We start from the raw sequence: 16591 nt of genomic DNA on the forward strand, positions 1-16591 counted from the left end.
GTTTCCCGGCCTGCCCCGGCAGGCCGGATTTTCCTCAGCGCAAACAGCGTTTCAACACCTTACCGGTACTGGTCATCGGCAAGCGTTCGACAAACTCGACGATACGCGGATACTTGAACGCCGCCAGCCTCTCCCGGCTCCAGGCGATCAGCGCCTCTTCCTCGATCGGCTCCTCCGTCTCTTTCAACACCACCACCGCTTTGATCTCTTCACCCAGCGAAGGATGCTCGACACCGATCACCGCCACCAACGACACCGCCGGATGGCGAATCAGCGCCTCTTCAATCTCGCGCGGATAGACGTTGAACCCGCCGCGAATGATCATGTCCTTGGCCCGATCGACGATGAAATAGAAGCCGTCGGCATCGCGGCGCGCCAGATCGCCGGTGCGGAACCAGCCGTTTTCCAGCACTTCCGCCGTCGCCTCAGGGCGGTTCAGATAGCCTTTCATGATGTTGTAGCCGCGCACCGCGATCTCTCCCACCTGATCGACACCGTCGATCGGTTGTCCGGTGACGTCGAGCAAGCGAACCTCCACGCCCCAGATCGGTTGGCCGATGGAGCCGGGTTTGGTCACGCGGTGCGGATGGTTAAAGGTGGCGACCGGGCTGGTTTCCGACAGCCCATACCCTTCGAGAATGTTGACGCCGAAGCGGCGCGAGAAATCCTCCAGGATCTGCACCGGCAGGCTGGCCCCGCCGGACACCGCCATACGCAGCGTGCTGCGCAGGCGCTCGATATCCGTATGCTCATCCAGCGCATTCAACAACGCCCAATACATGGTCGGCACGCCGGCAAAAAAGGTAATGCCGTGCCGCTGCATCAGCGCGATGGCCTGCGCGGCGTCGAAGCGTTCGACCAGCACCAGGGTGGCGGCGGCGGAAAATCCGGCATTCATCTGCACCGTCGAACCAAACGTGTGGAACAGCGGCAACGTCACCAGATGGCGATCGGGATCCGTTTCCGAGCCGTCGAACAGCCTCACCGATCCCAGCGCGTTAAGCACCAGGTTGGCGTGGGTCAACTCAGCCCCTTTGGCCCGGCCGGTGGTGCCGCTGGTATACAGCACCACCGCCGTGTCGCTTTCGAGCGTCGCGGCCGAAGCGAACTCGGTGGCCTGTGCGGCTATCGCCGTGCTGAAACGTTCGCCTTCGAGCGGCAGCCGATCGCCGATGATAAACACCTCACGGCATTGCTCCGCCTTCGCCGCCGCCCGCAGCGCCTCTTCCCCCAACGGCAGGCCGCTGCTGCCCTCGAAACAGAACAGCGCCACCGCCGCCGAGTCCGCCAGGTAATAGTCGAACTCTGCGCTCTTAAGCAGAATATTGAGCGGCACCACCACCGCGCCGCTTTTGAGAATACCGTAATAGATAGCCGGAAACTCCGGCCGGTTTGTGCAGGCCAGCGCCACCCGTTCACCGGGCCGCACGCCGCGCGCGACCAACAAATTCGCCACCCGGTTGGCCATTTCATTCAGCGCCCGATAGCTGAGCAGTATATCGTCCTGTATCACCGCCGGCCGTTCCGGCCAGGTGCGCGCACTTTCTTCAAGCAAGGTAGCCAGATTCAGCATCGGGGATCCTCCCTGGGTTGAGCGGCGAGAAAGCGCCGCAGTATCACGAGTATAGATAGGCGCTTTACGGTTCGCATTCCCAGGGGCGCTGGGCTATACCTTAGGCATTCCCCCTCCTGCTGGAGTTGTGATCATGAGCAAGAAAAAAATCCTGATGCTGGTCGGCGACTACGCCGAAGATTACGAAACCATGGTGCCGTTTCAGGCATTGCAAATGCTTGGCCATTGGGTGGATGCCGTGTGCCCCGACAAAGCCGTCGGCGACTACATCCAGACCGCGATCCACGACTTTGACGGCGCGCAGACCTACAGCGAGAAACCCGGTCATCGTTTTACCCTGAACGCCGACTTTGCCGCCGCCAAAGAAGAACACTATGACGCGCTGTTGATCCCCGGCGGTCGGGCGCCCGAATACCTGCGCCTGAATCCCGACGTGATCGCGCTGGTGCAGGCGTTCGACGCCGCCAAAAAACCGATCGCTGCCGTTTGCCACGGCCCGCAGCTGCTGGCGGCGGCTGGGGTGTTGAAGGGCCGCACCTGCAGCGCCTACCCGGCTTGCGCCCCGGAGGTGCGGCTCGGCGGCGGCCACTATGCGGAGATCGGCATCGATCAGGCGCATGTCGACGGCAACCTGGTCACCGCCCCGGCCTGGCCGGCGCATCCGCAGTGGCTGGCGAAGTTCGCCGAGCTGCTGGAGCAGTAACCTGGCGCTAGCGCAATTGCTCGATAAGAAAATGGATGTCGTACAGCCAGCGTTTGGCGCGCGCCGAGCGCACCAGCATCGATACGCACAGCGGCCGGGTGTGTTCTTTACAGGCGGAGGGGGAAAACCAGCGCCCGGTATTGCTCGGCGGCTGGAAATACAGCTCGTGGTTGTAATTGCTGCTGTCGACGCCGAAGGTATCGAAGTAGCGGCGCATCAGCGTGTTGGAGTCGCTGAACGACAGGTTGAGCGCGGTGTTAATCTCGGTTTCCGGGGTGATGACCGCCCCCTTCTTCTGCCGCCCTGGTGCGTTGAATGCGGCGATAAGCGCGATGACCTGTTGCTGAATGTCTTCTGCCATGACGACCTCGAGCCGATATGAAGAAAAGGTGAATGCAATTATCTGTCTGACTCTGCCCGCCGCGGCGAGTTCGGGCCGCCGCGCGGGTTTTCCGTTTCTTTACACTTTCCATAAGTAAACCGCGCGCCGCCCAACTCGCGGCGTGCGCGGTCGACGGTTAGCGGCTGAGCGCCGCCTTATCGGCGATGACGCCGTCCCCCTGCCGCTCGGCGGCAACCCCGCCGCCCAACACTTTATACAGGGTCGCCTGATTGTCGTACGCGGTCTGCTGTGCGGCGATCAGCGACTGCTGCGCCGTATACAGCGTGCGCTGCGCGTCCAGCAGCGTCAGGTAGCTGTCCACGCCCTGGCGGTAACGCAGTTCGGCCAAGCGATAATATTGCTGCGCCGCCGCCACATAGCCGGTCTGTGCCGCCAGCTGTTCCTGCAGCGTGGCTTTGCGCGCCAGCGCGTCGGCGGTTTCCTGAAATGCCGTCTGCACCGCTTTCTCATAGGTGGCGACATACAGGTCTTTCTGCGCCTGGGTGTAGTTGAGCTGAGCCGTGTTGTAGCCGCCGCTGAAGATCGGCAGGCTGATGCTCGGGGCGAACGACCAGACGCCGGCGCCGTGGCTGAACAGCGACGAGAGTTCACCGCTGCCCACGCCGCCGCTGGCGGTCAGGCTGATCGACGGGAAGAATGCCGCACGCGCCGAGCCGATGTTGGCATTGGCGGATTTGAGGTTATGCTCGGCCTGCAGCACATCCGGCCGCGTCAGCAGCACCTGCGAAGACACCCCGGCCGGCAGATTGCGCATGATTTCGCCGAGCGCATCGATACCGCCGGGCAGCAGGTTTTCCGGCACGCTTTGCCCCACCGCCAAATCCAGCGCGTTTTTCGCCTGCGCGGCGAGGGTGGCGTAGCTGGCGGCGTCCGAACGCGCCTGTTGATAAACGGTTTCCGCCGATGCCACGTCGACCAGCGACGAAATGCCGTGCTGTTGATTGTTGCGCGTCACGTCCAGCGAACGTTTGGCGCTTTCCATCGTCTGCTGCGCCACCGCCAGATTGCTGCGCTCGGCCGCCACCGCCACCCAGTCGGTGACGATATCGGCGATCAGCGTCAGACGGGTGCTTTTCGCCGCTTCCGAGTTGGCCAGATAGGTTTCGAACGCCGCCCGCGACAGGCTGGCGTTCTTGCCGAACAGATCCAGCTCGAACGCGCTGACGCCGCCCTGCGCTTCGTAGCTCTGGCTGATGGCGGTGGCATTGCCGTTGCCGCTCAGCGAACGCCCGCGGCTGCCGTCGGCGGTGGCGTTGATCGTCGGGAACAGCGCCGAGCGCTGCTCACCGTACAGGGCGCGCGCCGAGGCGATATTGGCGATCGCCTCACGCAGATCGCGGCTGCTGTTCAGCCCCATCGCCACCACCTGCCGCAGCCTGGCGTCCTGCACATAGTCGCGCCAGGCGACGTCCGGGTAGCTCAACGCCTGCTTGCCGGCGGCCTCGCCCTGCGGCAGGTTGGCGGGCACCGGCGCCGCCGGGCGCTGGTAGTGCGGATCCAGCGACAGACACCCGCTCAGCAGCAGCGGTAAAGTTAACATCATGACTCGTTGCAACACGTTATTCTCCTGCCTGCGACGGCGAGTTGGTGGGCCGACGGGTAAACATGCGGCGCACCAACACATAAAACAGCGGTACAAAAAAGATCGCCAAGGCGGTAGCGGTGATCGTGCCGCCGATAATGCCGGTGCCGATGGCGATTCGGCTGTTGGCGCCGGCGCCGCTGGATACCGCCAGAGGCAGCACCCCGGCGGTGAACGCCAGCGAGGTCATCAGGATCGGCCGCAGGCGCATGCGCGCCGCGTGGACCGCCGCGCCAATCAGCGTTTCCCCCCGCTGGTGCATCTCCTCGGCGAACTCGACGATCAAAATGGCATTCTTTGCCGACAGCCCGATGATGGTGAGCAGCGCCACCTGGAAGTAGATGTCGTTTTCCAGCCCGCGCAGCGTGATCGCCAGCAGTGAGCCCACCACGCCCATCGGCACCACCAACATGACCGCGAATGGAATCGACCAGCTCTCATACAGCGCCGCCAGGCACAGGAACACCACGATGAGCGAAATGGCGTACAGCGACGACGCCTGGCCGCTGGTCAGCCGTTCCTGATAGGACAGCCCGCTCCAGGAATAGCTGCTGCCGGCGGAGTATTTCGCCGCCAGTTTCTCCATCTCGCTCATTGCCGTACCGGAACTGACACCGGCGGCGCCCTGCCCGGTGATCTCGAACGACGACAGCCCGTTATAACGCGACAGGTTCTCCGGGCCGTAGATCCAGTGCGAAGACGCAAAGGCGGAGAACGGCGTCATGCTGCTGTCGCCCGATGCGTTGGTGCCGCGCACAAACCAGCGGTCGAGGTCTTCCGGCTTGGCGCGGTACTGCACGTCGCCCTGCATATAGACTTTTTTCACCCGGTTGCGATCGATAAAGTCGTTGATGTAGGTGCTGCCGAACGCGCTGCTGAGGGTGCTGTTGACGTCCGCGGCGCTCAGGCCGAGTGCCTGCAGTTTGCCGTTGTCGATCGCCACCTGCAGCTGCGGGGTGTCCGGCAAGGTGTTGGCGCGCACCGCCAACAGCGATGGATTGCCGGCGGCGGCGGCGACAATCTGATCGCGCATCGCCTGCAGTTCGGCGCGGGTGGTCGCCCCTTTGGCCTGCAGTTCGAAGGTGAAGCCGTCGGACTGGCCAAAGCCGTCGATCGCCGGCGGGCTCATGGAGAACACTTGGGCGTCGCGCAGCGAGGCGAAGTGCGCCATGGCGCGTTTGGCGATGGCGTCGGCGGTGTTTTCGCTGCCGCTGCGTTGGCTCCAGTCCTTGAGGCTGACGAACGCCATGCCGGCGTTTTGCCCGCTGCCGCTGAAACCGAAGCCGTTGATGGTGAAAATGGTGCTGACGTTGGCCTTTTCCTGGTCGAGAAAATAGGCGGTCACCGCCTCGCTCACCGCCGAGGTGCGCGCGTTGGTGGCGCCGGCCGGCAAGGTGTACTGCACCATCACCGAGCCCTGATCCTCGTTGGGCAGGAAGCCGGTCGGCAAACGCAGATACATTACGGCGGCGGCGATCAACAGCAGGCCGTACAGCAGCAGATAGCGCGTTGGCCGGTGGATCACTGCGCCGACCTTGTCGGCGTACTTCGCCTGCAACCGGTCATAACCGCGGTTGAATTTGCCCAGCAAGCCTTTGTCGGTCTGCGCGTCGTGCGCAGGTTTCAGCAACGTGGCGCACAAGGCCGGCGCCAGCGTCAACGCCAGCACCACCGACAACACCATCGAGGAGACGACGGTGATCGAAAACTGGCGGTAGATCACCCCGGTGGAGCCGCCGAAGAACGCCATCGGCAGAAACACCGCCGACAGCACCAGCGCGATGCCGACCAGCGCGCCGGTGATTTCGCGCATCGATTTCTCCGTCGCCTCGCGCGGCGGCAGCTTATCCTCGCGCATCACCCGTTCGACGTTTTCCACCACCACAATGGCGTCATCCACCAATAGCCCGATCGCCAACACCATGCCGAACAGCGTCAGGGTATTGATCGAATAGCCGAACGCCGCCAGCGCGCCGAAGGTGCCCAGCAACACCACCGGCACGGTAATGGTCGGGATCAGCGTGGTGCGCAGGTTTTGCAGAAACACGAACATCACCACCACCACTAACGCCACCGCTTCAAACAGTGTTTTCACCACCTCTTCGATCGAGATGTTGATGAAGTCGGTGCTGTCTTTCGGGTAGGCCACCTTGTAGCCCTGCGGCATGGCGCTTTGGTATTCCGCCACCTTGGCCTTTACCAGCTTGGCGGTGCTCAGGGCGTTGGCGCCCGCCGCCAGCTTGACCGCGATCCCCGCCGCCGGGTGGCCGTTGAGGTGCGCGCTGGCGGAGTAGTCTTCGTTGCCCAGCTCAACCCGCGCCACGTCGCCCAGCCGCACCAGCGCCCCGCTGCTGTCGCTTTTCAGGATGATATTGCGGAACTGTTCCGGCGTTTGCAGCCGCGACTGCGCCTTCACCGTGGCGGTCAGCTGCTGGTCGGCGGCGGCCGGCAGATCGCCTATCTTGCCGGCGGACACCTGGGTGTTTTGCGCCTCGATCGCCGTCTGCACGTCGGAAGGCATCAGCGAAAAGCTCGCCAGTTTGGTCGGATCCAGCCAGATGCGCATCGCGTATTCCGAGCCGAACACCTGTACGTCCCCGACGCCCTCGATGCGCGACAGCGGATCCTGCAGGTTGCTGACCAGATAGTCGGAGATATCGGCCATCGTCGCCTTGTCGCTTTCGTCATACAACCCGACGATCAGCAGAAAGCTGCTCTGGGATTTTTTGACCGTCACGCCCTGTGCGGTGACGGCGCTCGGCAGACGACTTTCCGCCTGCTGCACCTTGTTTTGCACCTGCACCTGAGCGATATCCGGATCGGTGCCCTGCTCAAAGGTGACGTTGATGCTGACCGAGCCGCTGGCGCTGCTGGTCGACGAGAAATACAGCAGGCCGTCCAGGCCGGTGAGCTGCTGCTCAATCACCTGGGTGACGCTGTTTTCCAGCGTTTCCGCGTCCGCGCCCGGGTAGGTGGCGGAGATGGCGATCTGCGGCGGTGAGACGTCCGGGTACTGCGAGACGGGCAATGAATTGATCGACATCAGACCGCACAGCATGATGATGATGGCGATCACCCAGGCGAATACCGGACGCCGGATAAAGAACTGCGCCATATCACTGCTCCCCGCGTTGGGTTTTGTCGACCGAGACGTCTACCGGCTTCACCGCGGCGCCGATCGTCACCTTGCTGGTGCCTTCGACGATCAGGCGATCGCCGTCGTTCAGCCCGCTGTCGATCAGCCAGTTGCTGCCCACCACCCGTTCGGCGCTGACGGTGCGTTGCGCCACTTTGTTTTGCGCGTTTACCACCAACGCGGTGGCTTCCCCTTTGGCGTTGCGGGTGATGCCCTGCTGCGGCGCCAGGATGGCTTTGGGATCGACGCCGTTATCCACCGTGGCATGGACGTACATGCCGGGCAACAGCTCATGTTCGGGGTTGGGGAACACCGCGCGCAGCGTGACCGAACCGGTGGCCTCATCCACCGCCACCTCGGTCAACTCCAGCTTGCCGGCGTGGGCATAAGGCGTGCCGTCCTCCAGCTTGATGGCGACCGGCGTGACCGCACCGCGCTGCAAAGCGGCCTGCTGACGGCGCAGTTTAAGCAACTGGGCGCTGGACTGGGTCAGATCGACATAGATCGGATCCAACGCGCGGATGGTGGCCAACGCATCAGTCTGGCTGGCGGTGACCAGCGCGCCCGGCGTCACCGACGAAATGCCGATGCGGCCGGCGATCGGCGCCCGCACCTGGGTATAGGCGAGATTGATGCGCGCCGTTTCCAGCGCCGCCTGATACTGCGCCACCGACGCCACGGCCTGCAGATACGCGGCTTTGGCGTCGTCTGCGTCCTGTTTGGAAACGCCGTTCTCTTTCACCAGCGCCGCATAGCGCTGCGATTTGAGCCGGGTGGATTGCACCGTGGCCTGAGCGTTTTTCAGCTGGGCGGCGGCCTGATCGTAGCTGGCCTGATAGCTGGCGGGGTCAATTTGATACAAGACCTGCCCGGCTTTCACCTCGGCCCCTTCGGTAAACAGCCGCTGCTTGATGATGCCGTCGACCTGCGGCCGCACGTCGGAGGTCATGGTGGCGTTAACCCGACCGGTCAACTCGCTGCTCAGGGTTACAGACTGGCCGCGCAACGTGACGACGCCGACCTCCCGTTCACCGCCTGCGCCCGTCGGCGCGCCGGCGTTTTGCCCATCGCAGGCGGCCAGCGACAGCGAAAGCCCCAGCGCCAAAAGCGTTTTCCTCTGCATTGCAATACGATCCTATTGAGAATGACTATTCTCAATATATCGAATGCCGGAATGCGCTTCTGAAAGGGTTGCGTAAGGATTGCGTAAAATCTTTTCGAAGCGGAAAACGGTGGCGCAATCTCGTTCAGCGTGGTTTCAGCACATTGGCGCAGCGGTTTTTAGCCAATGCAATAAAGCGTTCCACTTCAGCCGGGGGCGGCGCCGCTTCAGTTGTATCAGGCTCTTGCTCCCGATGAGCATCGCTCGCCGGCTGCTTGCAGCGATAAACCAGGCCATACAGGGGATGGCGCCCATCGTCGGTTTGATAATAATTGGCCACGCGGGCGAACGAATAGTAATAATAAGGCGTTGAATGTTCTTCGCCCCGATAAACGTTTTGCGTGCCGCCATCGTAGAACGTCACGTTGGCGGTCTTTTCCATCAACCGATCCAGGTCGTCGATCACCTGCTCAGTGCAGCGGTTTAATTCACGCCGATCTTGTTCATTCAATTTATCGGCATAGTCGTCGGCACAGCGGGTGATATAACCTTCATACTGGAGATTGTCGGCGAGCTTAAGTTCGAAATAACGGTATGAGCGCTCGGCGATCTTCACCCCCTCACGCTCCTGAATCAGCTTCGCATCCTGAATAAGGTACACCGCCGCCGGATCCTGATTCTCGAGCGTAAGCATGGCCGCAGTGGCCCCTCCAACAGGCGTCAAGAGCGCCCCCATAAGCAGGGACAACCGTGTGATTAAACGAAAGTCCATTGTTTTAGCGTCTTGGTCCATCATAAATTTCGTCATCTTATCTCGTCAGCGGCGGCGTACCGAGCGCCGCGTGGGATTTTTAGGGTTTAACCAGTCTAAACACCGTTTTGGTGTGCCAATAGTAGTCGATCGCTGCCGAAACAGTCGGCATCCAGCCGTCCGGCTCATAGGGAACGAAGCCGGAAAAACCCAGCCTGCGGGCAGAGACCTGGAACCCGGCGGCGGAGAAAATACGCGCATAATCGTCCAGAGAACGATCCTGCACCACGGTATGCGTCTGTTCAGCCACCCTTTCGCGCCATTGCGGCCACAGCGGGTTGTCGGTGTGGCAACCGGTCACCGCATAATAAACGCCGCCCGGCTTCAGCACCCGCAGCATATCGGCGGCATGCTGCGCGATATCTTCAATCAGGTAGATGACTTCATGACTGAAGGCGATATCGCAGTGGTTCTCATAACCCGTCAACCGCGTGTCGGTCTGATAAACGATCGGCAGGTTTCCTTTCAGGCGGTTGGCTTGTTCGACGGATTGGCGGGCGATATCAACGCCGATCCCCTCACTAAATGGCCGAATTTGATGCAACAGGCGCAAAAAACCGCCCTGATTGCAGCCGAAGTCCAGCACCCTGACGCCGGACAGTTCGCGTTCCGGCACCAGGCTCAGCAGATGCCGCCAGATGGGCGCATGGCCTTCGGCCATGGCCTGCTCTGCGTGCGGATCGCGATACCAGGTGGGAATGCTCAAGGATGAGTCGTTCATTATGGCCTCCTTCTGTTTCCACTCAGCCAACCACAGCCTATGGCGACAAACAACCGCGTGCGCATTTTTTGAACATTCACTAGTCTGGTTTGCCAGGCGCCGGCAGTTGGCTGGTCACGCAGTGAATGCCGCCGCCGCCGGCGGCAATCGCGTCGATCTCCAGCTGTACCACCTTGCGCTGCGGATAGAGCGCCGACAGCAGTTCAAACGCCGCCTTGTCCGCCTGCGGGTCGCCAAACTCCGGGGCGATCACCGCGCCGTTGATAACGAAATAGTTGATGTAGCCCGCCGCGAAATCAGGATTGCGGCGGCTGAAACGGCTGTCGCGCGGTGCCTGCGGCGGCGAGAGCGTATGCACCTGCAGCGTGCGGCCGTCGGCGTCGGTCGCTGTCTTGAGGATCGCCAGATGCGTCTGGGTGACCGCATGATCGTAAGAGGCCGGGTCGGTGTCCAGATTGGCCACCACCACGCCCGGCCGCACGAAACGGGCGTAAAAATCGACGTGGGCATCGGTGATGTCTCGGCCTTTAATGCCCGGCAGCCAGATAATTTTACGCAGGCCGAGCATCGCCTTCAGCTCCTGCTCAACCCGATCCCTGCTCCAGCCCGGGTTGCGGTTCGCATTCACCCAACTGCTCTCGGTCATGATGCCGGTGCCGCGCCCATCCACCTCAATGCCGCCGCCTTCGCCTACCAGTGCGCTGCGGCGCGGTTGAGCGACGCCGTATCGCCTGGCGGCAAACCCTGCCAGACGCGCATCCCTGGCATGCTGCTGCTTATCGCCCCAGCCGTTGAAGTTGAAATCCACCGCGCCCAGTTCGCCGGCATCATTGACGACGAAATTGGCGCCGATGTCGCGCATCCAGATATCATCCAGCTCGGTGACGACATAGCTGACGTTGTGACTGCCGCAGGTGGCCTCGGCCAATTGCCGTTCACGCTCGCGGCAAAAAACCGTCAACGGCTGAAATTCGGCGATGGCGCGGGCGATACGCCCCTGCGCCGCCCGCACGTCCGCCGTGAAGTCGCCCCAAATCGCGCGCTGCGCGCCGAACGCGATAAACGCCCGCTGTTGCGGTTCCCCTTCATCCGGCAAGCGCCAGGCCGGATTAAGCACAGCTTTTGCGTGACCGCGTAACGAAATACCCAATGATGCCGTCAAGCCAACGCCGGCCACCGCCGAAAGCTGCTTGATAAAGGTGCGGCGCGTTGACATAAATGCCCTCTTTTAATTAATTTAAATTCAACTGGTTAACCGGTTTTTTCGCTCTCCGGGAATTGAATCTCATGCTAGTCTTCCCCTGCCGCTGCGACAAACGATATATTTAGTGGATATCTGATTAGACAGGCTTATTGATAATGTTAAAACACTGGCCCCCGTTAAGCGCATTGCGCGGTTTTGAAGCGGCGGCGCGTCTGGGCAGTTTTCATCAGGCCGCCGAAGAGCTGCACCTTACCCAGTCGGCGATCAGCCAGCAGATCCGCAGCCTCGAGGCTTTTCTGGAACAGCCGCTGTTTTTCCGCACCGGCCGCAGCGTGACTCTGACCGATGCCGGCCACGATCTGTTCAGCACCGCGCAGGTGATGCTGCAACAATTGGCCGTCGGCATTCGTCGTCTGGACCAGTACCGCAAACCCAATCAGTTGATCGTCAACACGACGCCGGCCTTTGCCCGCCACTGGCTGACGCCGCGGCTGGGCGAGTTCAACCAGCGGCATCCGCAGATAGATCTGTGGCTCTTCACCAGCTTCGAGCCACCGGATATGGCGACGGACAGCATCGACTTGGCGATCCGCGACGATCTCAGCGCGCAGGCGGACTGCACCTTTAAGGTTCTCTGCACCGACCGGCTTTATCCCGCCTGCCACCCCAGCCTATTGGCGCTGGCGGCGGAGCAGCGCGTCACGCTGCACGGCGAACGCGAAATGGACTGGAGCCACTGGACGGTGGCGGGCGGCGCGCACGTCGGCCAGCGCGACAGCGGGCTGAATTTCTCCGATCCCGGCCTGCTGCTGGATGCCGCCTGCCAGGGGCTGGGCATCGCGTTGGTCAGTCAGCTGCTGGCGCAGCAAGCGCGTGACGCCGGGTTGCTGCATCCGTTAACCGAGCAACGCGTGCGTGGCGCCAACTGGGCGTGGCTGCTGCATCGCGACAGCGAACACAATCCGCTCGCCCGGCACTTCTGCCAATGGCTGCAATCGACGCTGCCGGCCGACGCATAACGCGCCACATCACGATTTGCTACTCTGGTCAGGCGGCCCCGCCTGACCGCTGCTACTTTCAATAAAGCGCCGCAACAGCCCGAATAAAACGCGCTAACCTGCTGTTTCAAAAATAATTAGTTGAATTCACCTGATAACTGAACATCGCTAAAAGGATCTTCTATGTCTGCCGGTTTATTGAAAACGATAGCTCTGAGCGTGGCCCTGGCCTGCGCCGCCCCCGTCGCCTGTGCCGCCGATCTGAGCGCCGGCGCGGTCGCCGCTCCGGATCAGTATGGCGCAAAAGTCGCCGCGCATATTCTGCAGGCCGGCGGCAATGCGGTCGATGCGGCGGTCGCCACCGCCTTTACCCTGGCGGTCACCTACCCTGAAGCCGGCAATATCGGCGGCGGCGGCTTTATGACGCTGTACGTCGACGGCAAACCCTATTTCCTCGACTACCGCGAAGTAGCGCCCAAGGCCGCCGGCAAAACTATGTATCTGAACGAGAAAGGCGAAGTGATCGAGAATCTCAGCCTGGTGGGCAGTCGCGCCGCCGGCGTACCGGGCACCGTGCTGGGATTGTGGGAAGCCCATAAACGCTTCGGCAAGCTGCCGTGGGCCGAGCTGCTGACGCCGGCGATCGGCTACGCCCGGCAAGGTTTCACCGTGGCGGGTCAGCAGTATCAGTACCGCGAAGACGCCAACAAGCTGTTTGCCGGTAAAACCAACTTCGGCGACTATTTCGGCGCCATGAAGCCCGGCACGGTGTTCAAACAGCCGGAGCTGGCCGCCACCCTTGAGCGCATCGCCAAATCTGGCGCCGACGATTTTTATCACGGCGAAACCGCCCGCCTGCTGGTGGCGCAAATGCAGCGCGACAACGGGCTGATCGGCGCGGCGGATTTGGCCGACTATCGGGTGAAATGGCGTGAACCGATGCGCATCAGCTGGCGCGGCAACACCGTGTATACCGCCCCGCTGCCCAGCTCCGGCGGCATCGCGCTGGCGCAGCTGCTGGGGATAAAAGAAGATCGCGCCGCCGACTTCAAGGGCGTGCCGCTCAACTCGGCGCGCTATATCCACCTGCTGGCGGAAATCGAAAAACGCGTGTTCGCCGATCGCGCCGACTACCTCGGCGACCCGGATTTCACTAACGTGCCGGAAGCGCAGCTGATCGCCCCCGACTACCTGCAAAAACGCGCCGCCGAGATCAACCCGACGGCGATCTCGCCGACCGAGCAGGTGCGGCCGGGGCTGGAAAGCCACCAAACCACCCACTTCTCGATCGTCGATGCGGCCGGCAACGCGGTCAGCAACACCTATACGCTTAACTGGGACTTCGGCAGCGGCGTGGTGGTCAAAGGCGCCGGTTTCCTGCTCAACGACGAGATGGACGACTTCAGCGCCAAACCCGGCGTCGCCAACGCCTTCGGCGTGGTGGGCAGCGACGCCAACGCCATCGAGCCGGGCAAACGCATGCTCTCCTCGATGAGCCCGACCATCATCACCCGCGACGGCGACGTCACCCTGGTGATCGGCACGCCGGGCGGATCGCGCATCTTCACCTCGATCTTTCAGGTGATCAACAATCTCTACGATTACCATCTGCCGCTGGCGCAGGCGGTGGCCGCCCAGCGCGTGCACCATCAGCTGTTGCCGAAGGACACCGTCTACTATGACAGCTTTGCGCCGCTGACCGGCAAACCGGCGGACGAGCTGAAAGCCATGGGCTACACCCTCGAAGACCAGGGCTGGAACATGGGGGATATTCAGGCTATCCGCATCGATGGCCGCACGCCGGAAACCGCGTCCGATCCGCGCGGCCGCGGCGTGGGGCTGGTGGTGAAAAAGTAACCCTCCGGCGGCCCGCCTCCGATTAGACGGGCCGCCGCTCTCCCCGCACAGATGACCGCTGTCTCCTTTTTCACTCATCTATACTGAATCGACAGGCCTGCGTTCAACGACGGCGACGCCTGCGGTCCGCCTTGGACGATAAGGATAATATTCATAGTAAATCAATCACCTGCATTTATCGTAAGCGGTGTCGGAGGCAATCAATAATGGCGAAAAGACGAGCAGTGCCCGGGGTTCATCCCTACGATGGGCCCGCCGGCGGTTGGGGCGCGCTGAAAGCGACGGCCATCGCCGTGCGCACACAGATGGATACCCTGGAGGCGCCGGTAACGCTGATGCGCACCAATCAGCCCGACGGGTTTGATTGCCCGGGATGCGCATGGCCGGATAAAGAACATCGATCCACCTTCCAGTTTTGCGAAAACGGCGCCAAAGCCGTGACCTGGGAAGCGACCAGCAAACGCGTGACGGCCGAATTCCTGGCGCAAAATACCGTGACCTCACTGCTGCGGAAAACCGACTATGAACTGGAGGACTATGGTCGCCTGACCACGCCCCTGTTCTATGACGCCAGGACCGACACGCTGCGCCCGCTGGCCTGGGATGAGGCGTTTCAACGCATTGCCGCCGTTTTGCAGACGCTGCCGCCGGAGCAGGTGGAGTTTTATACCTCCGGCCGGGCGTCCAATGAGGCTGCCTATCTGTTCCAGCTGTTTGCGCGGGAATTTGGCAGCAATAACTTCCCCGACTGTTCCAATATGTGCCATGAGCCGACCAGCGTTGGCCTGCCTCAGTCGATCGGCATCGGCAAAGGCACCGTGTCCCTGGACGACTTTGACAGCGCGGAGCTGATTATCTCCATCGGGCACAATCCGGGCACCAATCACCCGCGCATGATGGGCACGCTGCATGAACTGGCGCGCAAAAAAGTGCCGATTATCGTGTTCAATCCGCTGCGCGAGCGGGCGCTCGAGCGTTTCACCGATCCGCAAAACGTCATCGAAATGGCGACCTACAGTTCGACCCCTATCGCCTCCACCTACTATCAGGTCAAAGCCGGCGGCGACGCCGCAGCGCTCAAAGGCATCGCCAAAGCGCTGCTGCAGTTGGATGACGAACATGGCAATGCGCTGGACCACGCCTTTATTGCCGAGCACACGGAAGGTTTTGCGGATTTCGCCGCCGATCTGAAGGCCACCGGTTGGGATGCGATTGAGGCGGAGAGCGGCCTGGCGCGCCGGGATCTGGAACAGGTCGCCGCCGCTTACGCGAAATCCAACGCCACCATCGTGACCTACGGCATGGGCATTACCCAGCACAATAAAGGCACCGCCAACGTACGCCTGATTGCCGATCTGCTGTTGCTGCGCGGCAACATCGGCAAACCGGGCGCCGGCATCTGCCCGCTGCGCGGCCACTCCAACGTGCAGGGCAACCGCACCGTCGGCATCACCGAAAAACCCTCGGCCGATTTTTTGGCGAAGCTGGAAACGGTGTTTGGCTTCACGCCGCCCAAAGCCCACGGTCACGATGCCGTGAAATGCATGCAGGCGATGATCGACGGTACCTCGAAGGCGTTGATCTGCCTGGGCGGCAACTTCGCCGTGGCGCTGCCGGACCCCGAGCAGAGTTTCCCGGCGATGAAAGCGCTGGAATTAAGCGTGCATATCGGCACCAAACTCAACCGCAGCCATTTGTTGGTGGCGAAAGAAACCCTCATTCTACCCTGCCTGGGCCGTACCGAACTGGACATGCAGGCCGGCGGGCGACAATCGGTGACGGTGGAGGATTCGATGTCGATGGTTCACGCCTCGTCCGGCAAATTAAAACCGGCGTCGGAGCTGTTGCGTTCGGAACCCGCCATTGTGGCCGGCATGGCCAAAGCGGTGATGCCCGCCAGCAAGGTGCCCTGGGATGAACTGATCGAAGATTACGACGTGATCCGCGATTTGATCGAAAAAACCATCCCCGGCTTCGACGATTACAACGCGCGCATTCGTCAACCCGGCGGTTTCCGCATGCCGCTGCCGCCGACCGAGCGCCAGTGGCCGACGGCGACGGGCAAGGCGATGTTTTCCGTATTCAGCGGGCTGCATGAGGACGAGATAACGGCAGACAAAGACACGCTGCGGCTGATCACGCTGCGCAGCCACGATCAGTACAACACCACCATCTATGCTCTGGACGATCGCTACCGCGGGGTCTTCGGCCGGCGCGACGTGCTGTTCATGAATGACAGCGATCTGCAACGTTTGGGGCTGGAACATGGCGACGTGGTGGATCTGGAAACGGCGCTGCCCGGCAGCACCCAGCGCCTGGAAGGCATCACGGTGATCGCCTACAACATCTCGGCCGGTTCGGTCGGCGCCTACTACCCGGAGGCCAACGTGCTGGTGCCGCTGCATTACATCGATGAGGAGAGCGGCACGCCTTCGTATAAATCGGTGCCGATCCGCGTGAAGTTGAGATCCAAAGAGGTGCGCGCGGTCGATATCGCCTGA

At 62.0% G+C, this 16591-nt stretch carries 12 protein-coding genes; 4 read left to right on the plus strand and 8 right to left on the minus strand.

Annotated elements, in window-relative coordinates:
• Positions 1 to 34: 34 nt before the first annotated feature.
• Positions 35 to 1573 (minus strand): long-chain fatty acid--CoA ligase, encoded by a 1539-nt coding sequence (locus CPH57_RS08750; protein ID WP_033643120.1) that lies wholly within the window; start codon positions 1571 to 1573, stop codon positions 35 to 37.
• Positions 1574 to 1706: 133 nt separating this feature from the next.
• On the opposite strand from CPH57_RS08750, the gene CPH57_RS08755 reads away from it, so the two are divergent.
• Complete coding sequence (locus CPH57_RS08755) at positions 1707 to 2276, plus strand: DJ-1/PfpI family protein (protein ID WP_033643121.1); 570 nt, start codon at positions 1707 to 1709, stop codon at positions 2274 to 2276.
• A 7-nt stretch (positions 2277 to 2283) separates the two neighbouring features.
• On the opposite strand, the gene CPH57_RS08760 is transcribed toward CPH57_RS08755, so the two are convergent.
• The 7 genes from CPH57_RS08760 to CPH57_RS08790 form a co-directional block, all read right to left on the minus strand.
• Positions 2284 to 2637, minus strand: coding sequence for a DUF1493 family protein (locus tag CPH57_RS08760; RefSeq protein WP_033643122.1), 354 nt, complete (start codon positions 2635 to 2637; stop codon positions 2284 to 2286).
• Positions 2638 to 2794: 157 nt separating this feature from the next.
• Complete coding sequence (locus CPH57_RS08765; protein ID WP_033643123.1) at positions 2795 to 4237, minus strand: efflux transporter outer membrane subunit; 1443 nt, start codon at positions 4235 to 4237, stop codon at positions 2795 to 2797.
• A 1-nt stretch (position 4238) separates the two neighbouring features.
• A complete protein-coding gene (locus CPH57_RS08770; RefSeq protein WP_096242263.1) occupies positions 4239 to 7376 on the minus strand; it encodes an efflux RND transporter permease subunit in 3138 nt (1045 codons plus the stop codon).
• A gap of 1 nt (position 7377) precedes the next feature.
• Entirely contained in the window at positions 7378 to 8520 is a 1143-nt protein-coding gene (locus CPH57_RS08775; protein WP_096242264.1) for an efflux RND transporter periplasmic adaptor subunit, read from the minus strand.
• A gap of 124 nt (positions 8521 to 8644) precedes the next feature.
• Positions 8645 to 9307 (minus strand): hypothetical protein, encoded by a 663-nt coding sequence (locus CPH57_RS08780; protein ID WP_127897185.1) that lies wholly within the window; start codon positions 9305 to 9307, stop codon positions 8645 to 8647.
• Between the two features lie 43 nt (positions 9308 to 9350).
• On the minus strand, positions 9351 to 10031 hold the full coding sequence (locus CPH57_RS08785) for a bifunctional 2-polyprenyl-6-hydroxyphenol methylase/3-demethylubiquinol 3-O-methyltransferase UbiG (RefSeq protein WP_060660700.1): 681 nt from the start codon (positions 10029 to 10031) through the stop codon (positions 9351 to 9353).
• 79 nt (positions 10032 to 10110) lie between these two features.
• Positions 10111 to 11247 (minus strand): agmatine/peptidylarginine deiminase, encoded by a 1137-nt coding sequence (locus CPH57_RS08790; protein ID WP_096242265.1) that lies wholly within the window; start codon positions 11245 to 11247, stop codon positions 10111 to 10113.
• Between the two features lie 143 nt (positions 11248 to 11390).
• Here CPH57_RS08790 and CPH57_RS08795 point away from each other — a divergent pair, with 143 nt between their 5' ends.
• The 3 genes from CPH57_RS08795 to CPH57_RS08805 all read left to right on the plus strand — a co-directional run bounded on the left by CPH57_RS08795 (position 11391) and on the right by CPH57_RS08805 (position 16591).
• Entirely contained in the window at positions 11391 to 12254 is an 864-nt protein-coding gene (locus CPH57_RS08795; protein ID WP_033650363.1) for a LysR substrate-binding domain-containing protein, read from the plus strand.
• Positions 12255 to 12416: 162 nt separating this feature from the next.
• A complete protein-coding gene (ggt, locus tag CPH57_RS08800) occupies positions 12417 to 14090 on the plus strand; it encodes a gamma-glutamyltransferase (protein WP_096242266.1) in 1674 nt (557 codons plus the stop codon).
• A gap of 203 nt (positions 14091 to 14293) precedes the next feature.
• Positions 14294 to 16591, plus strand: a complete 2298-nt coding sequence (locus CPH57_RS08805; RefSeq protein ID WP_096242832.1) for an FdhF/YdeP family oxidoreductase — start codon at positions 14294 to 14296, stop codon at positions 16589 to 16591.

It is taken from the genome of Serratia sp. JKS000199 (assembly GCF_900215455.1).
Classification (GTDB): Bacteria; Pseudomonadota; Gammaproteobacteria; order Enterobacterales; family Enterobacteriaceae; genus Serratia; species Serratia ureilytica.